This is a genomic window from Pseudomonas sp. PD9R (assembly GCF_019200975.1).
Lineage (GTDB): Bacteria > Pseudomonadota > Gammaproteobacteria > Pseudomonadales > Pseudomonadaceae > Aquipseudomonas.
Genome location: NZ_JAHTMR010000004.1, coordinates 262911 through 279080, shown reverse-complemented (window position 1 = coordinate 279080; position 16170 = coordinate 262911). Strand labels below are relative to the sequence as shown.

14 protein-coding genes are annotated in these 16170 nt (G+C 58.3%); 6 read left to right on the top strand and 8 right to left on the bottom strand.

What is annotated here, in order from left to right:
• Nucleotides 1-20: 20 nt before the first annotated feature.
• The 7 genes from KUF73_RS11365 to KUF73_RS11335 all read right to left on the bottom strand — a co-directional run bounded on the left by KUF73_RS11365 (nucleotide 21) and on the right by KUF73_RS11335 (nucleotide 8296).
• The gene (locus KUF73_RS11365; RefSeq protein WP_256345575.1) at nucleotides 21-1280 is read right to left on the bottom strand and encodes an alpha/beta hydrolase; all 1260 of its coding nucleotides are present in this window, start codon (nucleotides 1278-1280) and stop codon (nucleotides 21-23) included.
• Between the two features lie 169 nt (nucleotides 1281-1449).
• Nucleotides 1450-1911, bottom strand: coding sequence for a nuclear transport factor 2 family protein (locus tag KUF73_RS11360; RefSeq protein WP_218438135.1), 462 nt, complete (start codon nucleotides 1909-1911; stop codon nucleotides 1450-1452).
• Between the two features lie 79 nt (nucleotides 1912-1990).
• The gene (locus tag KUF73_RS11355; protein ID WP_218438134.1) at nucleotides 1991-2713 is read right to left on the bottom strand and encodes an SDR family NAD(P)-dependent oxidoreductase; all 723 of its coding nucleotides are present in this window, start codon (nucleotides 2711-2713) and stop codon (nucleotides 1991-1993) included.
• A gap of 45 nt (nucleotides 2714-2758) precedes the next feature.
• Nucleotides 2759-3499, bottom strand: coding sequence for an SDR family NAD(P)-dependent oxidoreductase (locus KUF73_RS11350; protein WP_218438133.1), 741 nt, complete (start codon nucleotides 3497-3499; stop codon nucleotides 2759-2761).
• A 45-nt stretch (nucleotides 3500-3544) separates the two neighbouring features.
• Nucleotides 3545-5260: an FAD-dependent oxidoreductase gene (locus KUF73_RS11345; protein ID WP_218438132.1), complete on the bottom strand. Its 1716-nt coding sequence runs from the start codon at nucleotides 5258-5260 to the stop codon at nucleotides 3545-3547.
• A gap of 92 nt (nucleotides 5261-5352) precedes the next feature.
• Nucleotides 5353-6822, bottom strand: coding sequence for a benzaldehyde dehydrogenase (locus KUF73_RS11340; RefSeq protein WP_218438131.1), 1470 nt, complete (start codon nucleotides 6820-6822; stop codon nucleotides 5353-5355).
• Nucleotides 6823-6976: 154 nt separating this feature from the next.
• The gene (locus KUF73_RS11335; RefSeq protein ID WP_218438130.1) at nucleotides 6977-8296 is read right to left on the bottom strand and encodes an OprD family porin; all 1320 of its coding nucleotides are present in this window, start codon (nucleotides 8294-8296) and stop codon (nucleotides 6977-6979) included.
• A 414-nt stretch (nucleotides 8297-8710) separates the two neighbouring features.
• On the opposite strand from KUF73_RS11335, the gene KUF73_RS11330 reads away from it, so the two are divergent.
• The 3 genes from KUF73_RS11330 to KUF73_RS11320 are packed head-to-tail and all read left to right on the top strand — an operon-like array spanning nucleotide 8711 to nucleotide 10933.
• Complete coding sequence (locus KUF73_RS11330) at nucleotides 8711-9610, top strand: NAD-dependent epimerase/dehydratase family protein (protein WP_218438129.1); 900 nt, start codon at nucleotides 8711-8713, stop codon at nucleotides 9608-9610.
• Nucleotides 9607-10443 carry an SDR family NAD(P)-dependent oxidoreductase gene (locus KUF73_RS11325; RefSeq protein ID WP_218438128.1) on the top strand — a complete coding sequence of 279 codons (837 nt, stop codon included), beginning with the start codon at nucleotides 9607-9609 and terminating at the stop codon, nucleotides 10441-10443. Before KUF73_RS11330 ends, KUF73_RS11325 begins: the two co-directional genes overlap by 4 nt.
• Nucleotides 10444-10459: 16 nt before the next feature.
• Nucleotides 10460-10933: a nuclear transport factor 2 family protein gene (locus tag KUF73_RS11320; protein ID WP_218438127.1), complete on the top strand. Its 474-nt coding sequence runs from the start codon at nucleotides 10460-10462 to the stop codon at nucleotides 10931-10933.
• A 48-nt stretch (nucleotides 10934-10981) separates the two neighbouring features.
• On the opposite strand, the gene KUF73_RS11315 is transcribed toward KUF73_RS11320, so the two are convergent.
• Entirely contained in the window at nucleotides 10982-11878 is an 897-nt protein-coding gene (locus KUF73_RS11315; protein ID WP_218438126.1) for a LysR family transcriptional regulator, read from the bottom strand.
• Nucleotides 11879-12137: 259 nt separating this feature from the next.
• Between KUF73_RS11315 and KUF73_RS11310 the strand changes: the two genes are divergently transcribed.
• Genes KUF73_RS11310 through KUF73_RS11300 form a run of 3 tightly spaced genes read left to right on the top strand, consistent with a single transcriptional unit; the run spans nucleotide 12138 to nucleotide 16130 of the window.
• The gene (locus KUF73_RS11310; protein WP_256345572.1) at nucleotides 12138-13052 is read left to right on the top strand and encodes an HlyD family secretion protein; all 915 of its coding nucleotides are present in this window, start codon (nucleotides 12138-12140) and stop codon (nucleotides 13050-13052) included.
• 44 nt (nucleotides 13053-13096) lie between these two features.
• The gene (locus tag KUF73_RS11305; protein ID WP_218438124.1) at nucleotides 13097-14656 is read left to right on the top strand and encodes an MDR family MFS transporter; all 1560 of its coding nucleotides are present in this window, start codon (nucleotides 13097-13099) and stop codon (nucleotides 14654-14656) included.
• Between the two features lie 34 nt (nucleotides 14657-14690).
• Entirely contained in the window at nucleotides 14691-16130 is a 1440-nt protein-coding gene (locus KUF73_RS11300) for an efflux transporter outer membrane subunit (RefSeq protein ID WP_218438123.1), read from the top strand.
• Nucleotides 16131-16170 lie beyond the last annotated feature (40 nt).

The window sequence follows — 16170 nt, the reverse complement described above, 5'->3', positions numbered from 1 at the left end:
GAAAGGGGTTTCAAAGTGAGTTACTGCGCAAACTTCTGGTGCAGCCAGGTGGACAGGCGTTGGCCCGCCTCACGTCGGCCTAACGGCCCATCAGGCTGAATCGAGCGGCCGTGGTGGTCGCCGCTGACACGATGGTGTTGTTTGTCCGCGGAGCCCAGTGCGTCAAAAATCTTCTGCACATCCCCAGGAAAACAGGCCTGATCGCCGGTGTACTCGACCACCAACGTCGGCTGGGTCAAGGCATAGGCCGTTCTCGCTAGCGATGCATTGGACGACAACGCCGACCACGTGGAGAGCCAGCTCTCAGGGGTGCATTGGCGGGCAAAGCCGACTGCACCGTAATTGGAGACATAGGGGTCGCTGCCCCACAGAGAACCGAACCGGCGCTTGGAAGGGTCCAGGCTCAGGTCAAAGCAACGCAGGTCTGCGTCAGTACGCCAGACATTGATGATCGGTGTATGGGCGGCAATGCGGCGGTCTTCGACACTGGCATCGCGCCCCAGCTCCTTGACCCGCTGACGCGCGGCCTGACGCCGCTGAATCAACTCACGAGCCCGCTGATCGAGCCGCGCGACGCGCTCATGTTGGGCCTCGCGGTAACGCTGTATGAAAGCAGGCGAATAGTGGGTATCGCTCGGGCCATTGAACCCGTTGCCCGGATTCAGGGGGTCCAGCGTCAGGTCGATCGACAGAGGATCGTTCTCATCGGTCACCGACGGGTCGATGCAGTTCATCAGCAAAGCACCCTGCCCCGGATGTGGGCCGATGAACACCAGTCCTGCCGGGATCGGCATGTTCAGTCCAGCCAGTAAAGTCGGGCGGCCACCTGGAGTCTTGGCGATGCGCTGCTCGCTCGGCAGCGAAGCCTGCTCGGTGTAGAACGCATACAAACCGGCACCACCGGAGTTACCCAGCAGAATGATGCGTTTGAAACCGATGGATTGCAGATGATTGAGCCCCGCGGCCACATCGTGCAGGGCCAGTTCGTGTTCCAGGCGCAGGTCATTGCCAACCGAACGAGGCGCCTGGGACCAGGCGGCATAGCCAGCTTCGACAATGTCGGGAATCAGGTAATGGCAGGCCATGAATTCACGCGGGTGCATGACGCATACCACGGTATCAGTGGCCGTAGCTGGCTGGTACAGCGAACCAGAGGTTGCGGCCTTGTCGGCGGTACGCAGCACTACGTTGGTGGTTTTGGTACCAGCGGGCACGTTACGTGGATTCCAGTCGGTATTGAGGAATCCGGCAGTGGCTTGGGAAGACGCGTGACTGTTCATTATTTTTCTCCAAACATCCGGGCAGCGATGTGCATGAATCTAAAATCGCTCAAATCGACACGCATGTCAAATATAAAACTAATACGTCAATTATCGAGAAAAAAACCCAAACTCCTGGCTCGCCAGAGTGAGGAATCTGGCGAGCTCAGGTATCAAGGGGCAGACAACCTCAGGAATCAGTGCCCTGCTTCGATTTCCAGCCGGTGAGTGGCGCCTGGTAATGCAGCTCAAACCGGCGCACGACAATGCCCCAGCGTCCATTGCGGCGCTCGAAGGTATCGGTGTAGAGGCCGCCAATCTGTGTTGGACCGTCTTCGTTGTCGATGACGAAGCAGTCCAGCGCCGCACGAGAGGTGGCTTTGTCACCGTCGACATCGATGATGACGTTGGCCATCCAGTGGTGCATGTGACGGATCTGACTCCAGAAGCCGTCGGCGGCTTTGACGATAGCGTCAAGTCCGTCGTAGTCACCAAACGATCCCATCAATAACTTGGAATCGCTGAACCACAAAGACCTCACCAATTCCGGGTCTCGGCTGTCGAATCCCTGGGCATAACTGTTGATCAGACGTTCGATGGCGATGCGACTTTCCAGGGCATCCAGGCGGGCGAGCAATGCTTGATCAGTCATGATTGTGTTCTCACTATTATTGAATGTTATGTTTATTAATAGACTCAACTGTCAATTTACAGACACAGCAAATCGACACTCACTGCGCGGTGTAGCCACCGTCGATGTACAACTCGGTACCGGTAATGAATGCCGCGTCATCGCTTGCAAGAAACAGCATCCCCGCCGCGATGTCTTCCGGTCGTCCCATGTGGCCCATGGGTGTTTGAGCGATGACCCAAGCGTTTTTCTCGTCCGCTTGTTGATCGACGATAGGCGTTCGGATCAGCCCCGGGTGCATTGAGTTGACCCGAATGCCACGCTTGGCATAGGTCAATGCCGCGTTTTTGCTCAAATGGCGTACTGCGCCTTTGCTGGCGTGATAACTGGCAACGCCCTCAACCGCCACCGTGCCCCAAATTGAAGATGTGTTGACGATGGCGCCCTTGCCCTTCTTCAGCATGCCGGGAATCACCGCCCGCATGCCCAGCATCACAGCGGTCTGATTGACCGCGATGACCTCGTTCCATTTTTCCAGCTCAACCTCGTGCAATGGCGTGTGATCGATGATCCCGGCATTGTTGATCAACACATCAATGCTGCCGAAGCGATCTTCAAGCTCCGCGACCAATGTGCTCCAGAACTCGGGATCCGCGACGCTACCTTGCCGGAACTCCTGGCCCGCAAGCAGTTCGTAGCCGGGTTCGGCGCGATCAACCACTACCACCAGCTTCGCGCCCTCGGCAGTGAAACGGTCGCAAACCGCACGGCCGATACCGCCGGTCCCACCCGTAACGATGGCAATTCTTCCTTCAAGCTTCATCGTGACTGTCCTCTTGTTGTTATTGGGTTCTAGACGGTGCCTGCCCTACAAACGCACCAATCCCCCATCCGCCATGATGGTCTGGCCCGTCACCCAGGCACTGTCCTCGCTGGACAAGAACATCACGGTTCCGACGATATCCTCAGCGGTGCCCGGGCGTTTGATGGCCTGGGTCGCGGCGAGCATCTGGATCACCTCAGGATCGATGCCCGATTTGCCCCCCGGTGTCAGCGACGCGGTAGGCCCAACGGCATTGACGGTGATGCCATGTTCGGCAACGTCGGTAGCAAGTCCGCGAGTAAAACCAATGACCCCGGCCTTGCTCGACATGTAGTGGGCCAATCCCGGTGCCGCCAGCCCCAAAGAGTTGCTGGTCAGATTGACGATGCGTCCCCAGCTGTTCTTGATCATCGACGGCAGCACTGCCTTGACCATCAGGAACTGCGAATCGAGGTTGACCCTGTGCACACGCTGCCATAGGGCGAAGTCCACCTCGGCAAAAGGTTTGTTCGGATAGATGCCGGCGTTGTTGACCAGGATGTCGCAGCGACCGAACGTGCTGTCGATCAACTGCTGTAGCATCTCAGTCGATTCCGGATTCGACACATCGGCCTTCAGACCGATGAAGTCGGCTCCCAGTGCGGTCACTTGCTTACCGGTTTCGGCGCAATCGGACAAATCAACGCCGATCACATCAATGCCACGCTTGGCGAATCCGACACTGATCGCCTGGCCAAAGCCCTGCGCAGCGCCAGTCACGACGGCCACTCTACGAATGTCATTCATGATGGTTCTCCAGTGATGGCCGACATTCAGCCGGCCAATAAATGATCAGGCTGAAATATCAGCGGCACGTTCAGCGAAGGCTGGTCGCACTTTCTGTCGGGCTGCATTGAGCCCCGCGACATAGCCCATGGTGATGATCGGGCCCAGCGTGGCGCCGCCTGCCCAATAGCTGCCACCGGACATGGCGCCCGCGCAATTGCCCACCGCGTACAAACCGTCGATGGGAGCGCCAGCGCGATTCAATACCTGTGCGGTGACATCGGTGCGTGGGCCACCTTTGGTATCGAGGGTCGCGGGCGCGAGCAGCGTTGCGTAGTAAGGCCCTTCGCCAGAAATCGGCCAAAGCGTTTCGTTCTTGTCGTTGCCCGGTCGCGCGCCCATGTTGAAATAAAGCTCGATAGGCGTCTCGCCACGATGAAAGTCTTCGTCGCGACCGTTCTCGGCAAAAACGTTGAATCGTTCGATGGTGCTATGGAGTTTATCGAGGAAGCTTGCATCCAGATTAAATCCACCGGTATGGCTGGCAAATCTGTCCAGTCGTTGACTGATCTTGCTTTCCAGTTCGGCCAGCGTGGCCGCTTCAAGAATGTGAGAGGTGTCGCCGCCATCCGGGCCGGTACCACCGGAACTTTTGGCCCGGCCGATGGGGTTGCCGTATTTGTCGCCAGCATGGAATTGCCGGGTTGCCTCGTCCCAGAGCATCACCAGCACCAGGTTCGGGTACTCGGCTTTTTGTGATTCCCATGCCCAAAACGTCGGCACGATATCCTGGTATGGAGCCTTTTCGTTCACCACACGACGACCGAAGCGATTGACGAAAATCATGCTGTCGCCAGGAATGCTGAATGAGCAGGTAGCGTCCGGCCGGTTGGCTATGGCGCGATCCAATACCATTGGTGCCAACCAGGAGCCATTCATGTTGACCAGGTCAGCCCCCAATGCCAGGGCAATGGGTATGAAGTCGCCGGTGTTGGACTTGGCCGCACAACCACCGAAGATCGGCCCCGGCAGCGACTGGGTACGCAGTTCGACGTTATGGGTGAAACCACCGCTGGCAAAGATGACCGCTTTGCGGGCTCGAATGGCAACGGTACCCACGTCGGTCTGAGCGACGACGCCCACCACCTGCTGTTGATCATTGACCACCGCCTGAATCACGCGATGCCCGGTACGCAGGTCGATGCCCTGCCCTTCTGCGGCTCGGGCGAAGACTTTGATCATATCCGTGCCATCGCCGACTTCATTGACGCTACCGCCGAACAGGTGCGGATAAATGATGCGACCGTAGGGCGCCTTGTTTTCCGGCATCTGTGAGTAGTAATCAGGCTGTATATCCCAACGTACCGGCTCAAGCGCGCCCCATTCGGTCAGTTGCTCGATGGCGAGACCGGCGTTGTCATAGAACGCTTCGGTCATGCGGTATTCCCATTCGGTCAGGCCCAAATGAGGCTTTGCCGGGTCGTATGAAGCAGGACGGGTCAGACGCGCCATGTACTTCAGGGCATCGACCTTGGGATCCTCGCGGCCATCACCACGCATGAAGTGGTTGTTCGGCACCCAGTAGGCGGCAGCGGCCTTTTTCGTCGTGCCGCCGATGTGCGCGGCTTTTTCCAGTTGGATCACTGAAGCGCCGTGCTTGCTCGCGCTAATCGCGGCAGAGAAAGCGCCGGCTCCGGAGCCGACAACAACTATGTCCGCTTCGTCATCGAAGCGAACGTTGGATTCGTGAATCAATTCAGTAGCGAACGCTGAAAGGGACATGGTGCTTCCTCGTTGTTTTTGTTTTCGGGAAGGCTGGCCTGTCGAGCCAGCCTAAAAGCGTGGTCTCGTGTCTTGATCGACTGTCGCAATCATCAATAGGGGTAAGGTGGAACCTCCATTCGTGTAGTCACCCACTGCCACTCGGTGAACTGATCGGCGTTGGTCAGCGTGCTGTGATTGAAGCCGTTACCAGATACGCCGACACCACCGATGGGGCCGTAAACCTCATGCAGCACGGTCTGGTCGTTGATGTGAATGATCCCTGAGTGCAGACAATCAGCTATGCGCTGGGCGCGTGCCAGATCCGGGGTGACAATGGCGGCGCTGAGGCCATAGTCGGTCTGGTTCGCCAGTGCAATGGCCTGCTCGTCGTCACTGAACGTGGTGATGGCAGCCACTGGCCCGAAGATCTCTTCGTCGAACAGCGACATGCCCGGTACGACATCGCGGATTACTGCGGGCTGATAGAACAGCCCATCGCGTGAACCACCGGCAACCAGTGTGGCGCCTTTGGCCAGCGAAGCGGCAACGATCCGGTCGACGCCTGCAGCCTGGCGCTCATTGACGATCGGCCCCAAGTGCACTTCACCCGTCGCAGGGTCGCCCACCACCAATTTCCTCGCACGGGCAGCCAGGGATTCGACATACCTGTCGACAATCCGCTCATGCACCAAATGGCGACCGGTGGTCAGGCAAATCTGCCCTTGGTGGAAGAACGAACCCCAGGCACCCGCACTGGTGGCCGCTTCGATGTTGGCATCGTCGAGGACGATGTAAGGGTTGTTGCCACCCAGTTCCAGCGATACCCGCTTGAGCATCTGGCCAGCAATGCCACCGATCTGACGGCCGACTTTAGTGGAACCGGTGAAGCTGATCATGTTGACCAACGGGTCGCGAACCAGTGCGTCACCGGTTTCAGCGCCCCCTGGCAGCACATGGAACAATCCTTTGGGCAGACCAGCCTCTTCCAGCAATTGGGCGAAAAACACGCCACCGCAAATCGGCGATTGTGGATCAGGCTTGAGAATGACCGCATTACCCATGGTCAACGCCGGGGCTATGGCGCGGGAGGCCAGCAAGAATGGTGAGTTCCACGGAGTAATGATCCCGACGACACCGATCGGAATACGACGAGCCACGCTTTGTCGTCCGACCTCTGCCGTCGCCGTGAGCACACCGCCCGGTTGACTGGCCAATGCCGCAGCCTCTAGCACTTCACGTGCCGTCATGTGCACTTCCCATTGGCCTTTGGGCCGGATGGAGCCTGTTTCACGGACGATCATTTCAGCAATTTCGTCGCCGTGCTCAAGGACCAGTTGCGAGAAACGCCGGATCACGTCACCGCGTTGTGGCGCTGGCAAAGCGGCCCAAGCGACTTGAGCGGCTTTTGCTGAAGCGGCGGCCGCCGCCACATCGCTGGCAGAAGCGAAACCGATACGCCCAAGTTCAGCACCTGTAGCCTTCTCGAAGACCACTTCCGTTCCCAGGCCGGGTTCGACCCAACCATCACTGTAGATCTTGCCGCCCCACAAGGTAGAGGGCGCAAGCTGTTGGTTACTCATGTTCAACTCCTTTCGTTGTTATCGATCGCGGGCCGAAAGAGCCAACCCGGTGAAGTCGTCTTGAAATAATCTTGCTCCGCAGAAAAAACACTGTCAATCACCAAGGTCTAATATTAGACATATATGTCAAATACAAGGCAAAAAAACACAACCACTAGAAAGAGAACGGGTAATCAATGATCACCCGCACCTCATCCAGATTCGGCAGGTCTGCACGCTGCACGGCAGCATCCGATCGCAGAGTGGCTTGCCTGACACGAAAGGACAGGTCCTTTGCCGGTCCGCTCTGAACCACGTACCTCACCTCCAGATCGCGTTCCCAACGGCTGCCATCGGTAATGGCCTTGAAGCGCGAGTAGGCCCCCGTGCCATAACCGCTGCCATCGATTCCGTCGCTGGTGAGGTAACGCCCCATCAACGTCAGGCCGGGAATACCGAATGCCACCATGTCCAGGTCATAACGCAATTGCCAGGACCGTTCGTTGGGCAGGTTGAAATCGGCGTTCTGCGATTTGTTGGCGAGAAAGGCAACGGCATCACCCGGCTGGTTACCGAACCCAAGGTAGTCATAGGGCTCATTGCCGTTGACCACCTGCCGCCCCAGCGTCAACTTGTGCGGGCCCCGTTTGTAGGCCAGGCTCGCCGACCACGTGTTGTTGTCGATATTTCCCGCCAGTGATTTGCCGCTGTCTTCAGTGTGAAAACCGGCCAGTGACAAACTAACGGACTGCAAATTATCGATGGCCCAAACGTAATCGGCGCTGGCGAAATACTGGTTCCAGATGTCCTGATAATTGGCGGCGAATGCTCCCAATTTAAGGCTATCCGAAGCCTTGTAGAAGCCACCGAAATAGTCGACACGCTTGGCGTCGATGCGGGCGTAGAAGGCGCTGAGCGGTCCGTTGTCATTGGTCGAGTTGACGCCGTTTCCCGAGGTGAAGTGCCCGGCATCAATGCTCAATCTCGGGATGTCGGTACTTAGTAACTGAAAGCCTTCGGCACTGGAGGGAAACAGTCGCGCGTTGGCCATGGCGAACACCGGGTTAAGCGGCATCAGATTGCCGTATTTCAACTCGGTAGCGGACCATCGCATTTTTACCGCCCCGCCGCCTTCCGACCATTCATCTTCCGGCTCGCCTTTGCTGTTAATCGGCAACAGATTCAGGGGCGAGCGCTGGCGACTGCCGTCGAGCTTGATGCCAAGCATGCCGTAAGCATCGAGGCCGAAACCCACAGGGCCCTGGGTGTACCCGGATTTGTAATCAAGGAGGAAGCCTTGCGCCCACTCCTGGCGCAGATTGGTGGGACCGTAGTCGCTGCGAAAATCACGGTTGAAGTAGAAGTTACGGCTCAAAAGCTTCGTCTTGCCGTCTTCGAGAAAGCCGGCTGAATCGCTCTGATCGACAGCGAAAGAAGCCGTTGAGAAACCCATGAGCACGGCAGCCCATGTCACCTTTGAATAGATAACAGTCATGTTTTGCTCATCCTGTATTTTTTGGATTTGTTCAGGATTTATGTGTGGAGTACGGCCTGGTCATCACGGTAGCAATGCACCGGCACGGCGCTCCCGTCGTTTTTATCGTCGTGCTTAGGACAATTCCAAGTGTTGGATGGCGCTTGTGTGAGGCGCCCGACAAGCCTTCCCTTCATGCCGGAATCCATCTTGATCCTGGCGTACACACCAGTCAATCACATTCGTCTAATATTTGACATGTTAGTGAATTTACTGACCGACAGATTGCAGTCCAATCCGTACATTGATGACATCTGCATCACTTCTCAGACGACTTGTCCCCCCCTTATTCCCCCCACCTTTCGCCGATAGATTGGCCGTCACCGAGCGCCAACGGGTGCTTACGGATTCAGTCATCAACCCAATGAGGTACACATGAGCATATTTCTGACAGGCGCAAACGGTTATGTAGGCGGCACCGTCGCCCTGCGGTTGATACGCGCTGGCTACTCCGTTCGCGGACTGGTTCGCGACGAACAAAAAGCCATTCAGGTGAAAGCCCTGGGCATCGAACCGGTGGTCGGCAGTCTCGACGATCGCGACCTGCTGATCCGCGAATCCAGTGCATCCGACGGTGTCATTCACACCGCCGACAGTGATCACCCGGGCGCCATCGACGCGTTCATCCACGCACTCAAGGGATCGGGCAAACCGTTGCTTCACACCAGCGGGTCCAGTGTGATCGGCGATGACGCTCAAGGCATCGCAGTAAACCCAAGCGTGTTCGATGAAGACACACCGTTTGTAGTCGCTGAGTCCAAGCAGCCGCGTCGCGACATTGACCTCAAGGTGCTGGGAGCGGCTGAGCAAAACATCCGCTCGGTGGTGATCTGCCCCAGCACCATCTACGGCATCGGTTCCGGTGTACACAAGGAAAGCGTACAGATTCCCTGGCTTGCGCAGCAGGCACAGCAAAGCGGCGTGGTACGCATTGTCGGTACTGGCGTGAATCGCTGGTCCAACGTGCATGTCCTGGATGTCGCCGAATTGTTCCTGCTGGCCCTGCAGAAAGCACCCGCAGGTGCTTTCTACTACGTGGAAAACGGCGAAGCCGCTTTCCTCGATATCGGCCAGTCGATTGCCCGCCGTCTTGAACTGGGTCCGGTGCAGTTCTGGACAGTCGCAGAAGCTTCACAGTACTGGGGCCCGCTGCACGGGCATTACACCTTCGGCAGCAACAGCCGGGTTCGTGCCAAACGTGCACGCCAGGAGTTGGGTTGGGCGCCTGTATACAGCTCGGTGCAGAACTGGATCGAACAGGAAATGCCGAGATGAGCAAGGTCTGGCTGGTTACCGGCAGCGCCGGTGGCATTGGTGCCGGCATTGCCAGGGCGGCACTGGCGGCGGGAGATCGGGTGGTTGCGACCGACCTTGACCTCGGGCGTCTGAACGTCGTTTACGCCGGCTTCGGCGATCACGTCCTCACGGCGCAACTCGACATTCGTGACCAGGCTCAGGCGCATGCCGTGATCATTGCTTGTCTAGAACATTTCGGTCGCATCGACGTATTGGTCAACAACGCAGGTTATGGCCAGTTCGGGCCGTTCGAGGAAATCGAATCCGGAGCCATCGAACGCCAGTTCGCCACCAACGTCCTGGGCACATTCAATGTCACCCGCGCCGTGCTGCCGGTGCTGCGCAAACAGCGCAGCGGGCATGTGATCAACATGTCCTCCAACGGCGGTTTCAAAGGTGTCGCCGGGGCGTCGATGTACTCGGCCACCAAGTTCGCCCTGGAAGGTTTCTCCGAATCACTGGCGCAGGAGATCGCCAGTTTCGGCATCAAGCTGACCCTCATAGAACCCGGCGCGTTTCGCACCGACTTTCTCGACAGTCGCTCGTTGAAACTGGGAAGCGGCGAAATACCCGACTACGACGAATACCGGGCCAGGGCGCAAGCGGTGTTCGCCGCACGCAACCACCAGCAGGTAGGTGATCCAGCGCGTCTGGGTGTCGCCGTGGTGCACCTGGTGAATGAGCCGCACCCTCCTCTGCGGTTTATTGCCGGTGCCGACGCACTCAAGGTCGTCGAAGACAAACTGAGCGCCGTGGCCGAGGAAACTGCCCGCTGGCGTGAGCTGACCCTCAGTACTGATTTTCAACACTGATCAAGAGAGAAACACCATGAGCAAGCAAGATCTGGAATCCCGTCTGGACGCAGTAGAAAGCGAGTTGGCGATTCAACGCCTGGTCGCCGAGTATGGACACGCATTCGACGGTCATGATGAAGCCCTACTGCGCAGCATCTGGCACGAAGGGGCGGTTCTGGCCCTGGGCGATGCGTTCGGCAATTTCGAGGGTATCGACGCCATTGTTGCGTCCGCGCATCAGAACTGGTCGCAAATGCCGCATATGCATCACTGGATGGCCAACACTCTGATCAACCTCGACGGTGATCGCGCTACCGCCAAGGTCGCTGTGGACTGCCTGGTGACTCACGTTGAAATGGGCCAGACGCAAATCAGCGGCCTGTATCACGATCGCCTCGAACGTCGAAACGGACGCTGGGCCTTTGTCGAACGCCGATTCGAGCTGCACTTTCTGACGCCGTTGCAGAACTGGAAGCCTGTTGCCGGCGGCGAAGTCAGCAACGTCTGATTGCCTGCCTGACGGGGCGCTGCGCATCAGCGCCCTGTTCAGGTCAACTCACCAAACTCGTCGTGCCATCGCCTCCACCAGAAAATCGATGAACACCCGGGCACGCCCCGGCAGGTGACGTTTAGCGGCATAGCAGATGTACAGGTCGATGGAGTCGCTGGCGAATTCAGGCAGGCATTCCACCAGCCGGCCGGCGGCGAGGTCTTCAACGATGTCGTACTGCATCTTCACCACAATCCCGTAACCGCTGAGCGCCCATTGATGGGTGACTTCACTGCTGCTGGTGAGCATTCGGCCGCGCACCTGGAGCTCATAGGCATTGCCGTTATTGACGAATTGCCAGCGATCAAACACCCGGCGCCCGCGCACCAGCAACAGGCAATCATGTTTGAGCAGATCTTCGGGTACCCGTGGCCTGCCCTTGCGCTCGAGGTAGTCCGGCGAAGCAACGATCACGCGGCGACTCGGCAGCAGTCTGCGCCTAACCATCGATTGTGAATCCGGCTCACCGACGCAGATCGCGATATCGATGTCCTCTTCGACGAGATTGACCTCGGCATCCGTCAGCACCAGTTCAACACTGACATGGGGATAGCGTTGCGTGAACTGTGCAACCAGAGGGCCTATGTCCGTTCGACCGATGTGTACCGGGGTGCAGACCCGCAAGCGCCCACTGGGCTGGCTGCCGACACTGATCTCTGCTTCGACCTCATCGACCTGCGCAAGGATCGACAGCGCACCCTCATGCAACAGCACGCCCTCTTCGGTCAGCCGAAAACGCCGGGCATGACGATCAATCAGACGAACCCCCAAACGATTTTCCAGAGCCGTGAGACGACGACTCACAGCCGCGGGCGAACTGTTCAAAGCGATCGCCGCCTTGGTCACACCTGCCGAGGAGACCAATTGCACGAGCAATCGTAAATCGTTGATTTCATCCGCCATGAACATGCTTCCGAAAATCGGAAGCATAGCCGTCGGTAGTAGCGACGCCAAGGCAGTAGCACCCGTGATGTCATCCACCTCAATAATTCTTGCTGGAGCATTTACATTGGAACAATCCCGATCAGTCCCCTCATCCAGGTCATCCACACGACTCTGGGCCATTGTCCTCATCGCCTCTGCCTGCCTTGCATTCGCCGTACATGCAGCGGTTCGCTACTGGACCAGCGGGCGTTTTATCGAAGGCACTGACGACGCTTACGTGAAAGCTGATTTTTCGGTGATCGCGCCAAGGGTGTCCGGTTACGTAACCTCGGTGGAGGTCGAGGACAACCAGCCAGTCAAGGCGGGCCAACTACTGGCTCGACTTGACGACCATGACTTCAAGACGGCGCTGGCAGCCGCCAGCGCCGCCCACGCCGCGGCAACCGCGAGCCTCACCACCCTGGACGCCAAGGTGCTGGAACAATCGGCACGATTTGACGAAGCCAACGCTCAGGTTGCCGCCATGGTTGCGCAACTGAACATCGCCTCGATCAACCGCAGTCGCTCACGCACGCTCAACGGTATTGGCTACACCTCGCAACAGAGCGCCCAGGAAGACGACGCGAAACAACAGGTCGCGGTTGCTCAATTGGCGCAACAACGGGCTGCGGCCCGAGCCAGTCAACGCAAGATCGATACCCTCAAGGCCGATAGAACCGTCGCACAGGCCCGAGTGCAACAGACCGCTGCCGCGCTGCAACAAGCCGAACTGAACCTGGCCTACACCCGGATCATCGCGCCAATCGATGGGACAGTGGGTTCACGCACGATTCGCCCCGGACAATGGGTTCAACCGGGAAGCGCCTTGATGGCTGTCGTACCGCTGCAAACGGTCTATGTCGTCGCCAACTTCAAGGAAACCCAACTGGGTCGCCTGCGCGAAGATGATAAAGCGCGCATTCACGTCGACAGTTTCAACGACGAAAGCCTCACCGGGTACGTACACAGCCTGTCCCCCGCCAGCGGATTGGAGTTCAGTCTGCTGCCCTCCGACAACGCCACCGGCAACTTCACCAAGATCGTTCAACGCATTCCGGTCAGGATCGCGGTCGATGTGCCGGTCCAACTGCAAGGCCGGTTGCGTCCTGGCATGTCGGTGCAGGTCGATGTCACTACCCGCCATGAGGGGTAAGTCGACGATGACCTTTCAGATAACCCAGGCCAAGGGAGCGTGCCATGACTGTCGACAGCATTGATCCGCCGCACCCACCCGTCGGTGCTTCGTTCAAAACGTGGATGGCCGTGTGCGGGGCTGCCCTGGGCGCGTTTCTCGCCATCCTGAACATTCAGATCGTCGGTTCTTCGCTGGCGGATATTCAGGGCGCAATCGGCGCCGGGGCCGACGAAGGCGGCTGGATCACCACCTCGTATCTCGTCGCGGAAATCATCGTCATTCCCATGAGCGGTTGGCTGACACGCATTTTCTCAATGCGCACCTACTTGATTGGCAGTGCCATCGCGTTCATCACCTTCACTGTCGCCTGTGCCTTTACCCATACCCTCGGGCAGATGATCGTGATGCGTGCCGTGCAGGGTTTTGCGGGCGGTGCACTGATCCCGCTGGCCTTCTCGATCATCATGACCAGTCTGCCTCGTCATCAACAACCGATCGGCATGGCGGTGTATTCCCTGGCCGCGGTGCTCGCGCCCTCCATTGGCCCGGTCGCCGGTGGCTACTTCAACGATCAATTCGGCTGGCAATCGATCTTCTACATCAGCGTGCTCCCCGGGTTGCTCACCGTGGCCATCCTCTGGTCCACGGTCGCCGCGACGGAACGGCAATGGCATCTGCTCGCCAAAGGCGACTGGTGGGGCATTGTCACCATGGCGATCGGCCTCGGTTGTCTGCAAACGGTACTGGAAGAAGGCAATCGCAAAGACTGGCTGGGTTCGCCGTTCATTTTCAATCTGTCGGTTATCGCGGCGCTGTCGCTGACAGCGTTTACCGTGATCCAGTTCTGGCGCAAGGAACCACTACTGCATCTGCGCATTCTCGGCCAGCGCAATTTCGGGCTGGGAACGGTGCTGAACTTCGTGTTTGGCTTCACGATGTACGGCTGGATCTTCACCTTGCCGATGTATCTGGCACGGCTGCACGGCTACAACTCGGCGCAAATCGGCGCCGTGATGGCCTGGCTCGGGCTGCCCCAGCTGTTGCTGATCGCTTTTCTTCCCCGGCTGATAAGCCTGATCGATCCGCGAATACTCGCAGGCCTGGGATTTCTGTTGTACGGCTTCGGCACCGTCTTGGCGACGCCGCTCTCACCCGACTTTTCCGGCGAACAGTTCATGCTGTCCAACGTCGTTCGCGCGCTCGCCCAAGTACTGGTGATGACGCCACTGGCGGCGCTCGCCACCGGCAATATCGATCGTCAATTCGTCGGCTCGGCGGCGGCGATTTTCAACATGATGCGCAATCTCGGTGGCGCCATCGGCATCGCTTTGCTGCAAACCTTCATTTCGCACCGCGAGCAGTTCCACTCAGAAATCATCACGACCCAGGTCAACGTGTTTTCCCAAGCAACCAACGCCAGGTTACAGAACCTGACTCAGCACTTTCTCAGCGTTGCCAGTGCAGATCCCGCTCGCGCGCAGCATCAAGCCTTCATGACCATGGGCACACAGATCAAAACCCAGGCCTCACTGCTGGCCTTCGCCGACACCATCTGGTTGCAAGGCGCCTGCCTGTTCGCGGCGTTCGTGGTGGTGCTGTTTTTCAAACCCCAGCATGCCTGATGCCGTTTCAATGACTTCAATGGAACTCACGACCATGAGATTGATTCCCCCAGGAACACCGCCCGTCTTTGCAACTTTGCCCTTGATCAGCGCACTGCTGGTGGCTGGCTGTTCCACAGGGCCGGACTTTCACGCACCACAGGTGCCGACAACTGCGACTTACCTGGCTGTACAGCCTCCACAAAACGGCGCTCCGACACTGCACAACACCAACGCGATTGGCTGGGGTTGGTGGCGAGTAATGGGCAGTGACGAGCTGAGCCAAAAGGTCGAGCACGCGTTGCAGAGCAATCTGGATATCCGTGCCGCGCGCGCCCGCCTAGAGCAAGCCGCCCATCTCACTGAGGCCGTGGCAGGACGTGCCAAACCGCAGTTGAACGTCGATTCGGTCATCGGTAGAACCCGTATCGGCGCCGCTGAATTGGGCCCGGATTATCGCCAAACACCACCTTTCAGCGCGTACTCCGGTGGATTGGCAGGCACATTCGACCTCGATCTTTTCGGCACGATAAAACGTTCTGTGGAGCAGCATCAGGCCCAGGAAACATTGGCCAATGCCGAACTCGACGCCGTGATGCTCAACGTCAGCGCACAGGTCGTGTATCAATCGATCCGCTCAGCATCGGCAAACTCCAGGCTGCGCATCATCGCAACGCTAATGGGCATTGAGCGCAACCGGTTTGCACTGATGCAACAGGCCTTGCTCAGCGGTGCGACCACACAGGATGAATTGGATCGCCAATGGCGGTTGATCAGCGATATCGAGGGGCAAGCCGCTGTGGTCCGACAAGAGCGGGCAGTAGCAGAAAACACGCTGGCTGTGTTGTCCGGGATACTACCGGCCCAATGGACTGAAAGTACCCTTGCCCTGGAAGATCTTGTATTGCCTGCTGACTTGCCATTAACGCTACCCTCCGCCCTGGCCAGTCAACGCCCCGACATCCTCGCCGCCGAAGCCCGCCTGCATGCCGCCAGCGCAGCCGTGGGCGTCGCCACCGCCAATCGCTATCCCCACATCGAACTGCGTGCCTCACTCAGTGAACAGGGGATATTTTCCGGACCGTCAGGGCTTGCCTGGAATGCTGTCGGCGTCCTGACAGCTCCGCTATTCGATGGTGGCAGCCTGCATGCAGCGCAACAAGCCGCCAAGGCCGACTATTCAGCGGCACTGGCGGGCTATCAACAGGTGGTGATCAAGGCATTCGGACAGGTTGCCGATAGCCTGCAGGCGCTCAACCATGACGCCATGCTCAGCACAGCGAGCGAAACAGCCCTGGCTTCGGCCACAGGATCGCTTGATCGAACGAAAAAAGCGTATTTGATGGGAGGGGCCAGTCAATTACAGCATCTGGACGCAGAGCGAGAGCTGCATTCGCGCAGATATCTGAATGTCGGTGTGAGGGCGCAGCGGCTGACCGACAGCGCCACCTTGATCCTCAGCACAGCTGGATCGATTGCTCACCCGGCAGGCTGACGACCCGTTGATCAATAAAAGCCAGGGCGAGATGCCCTGG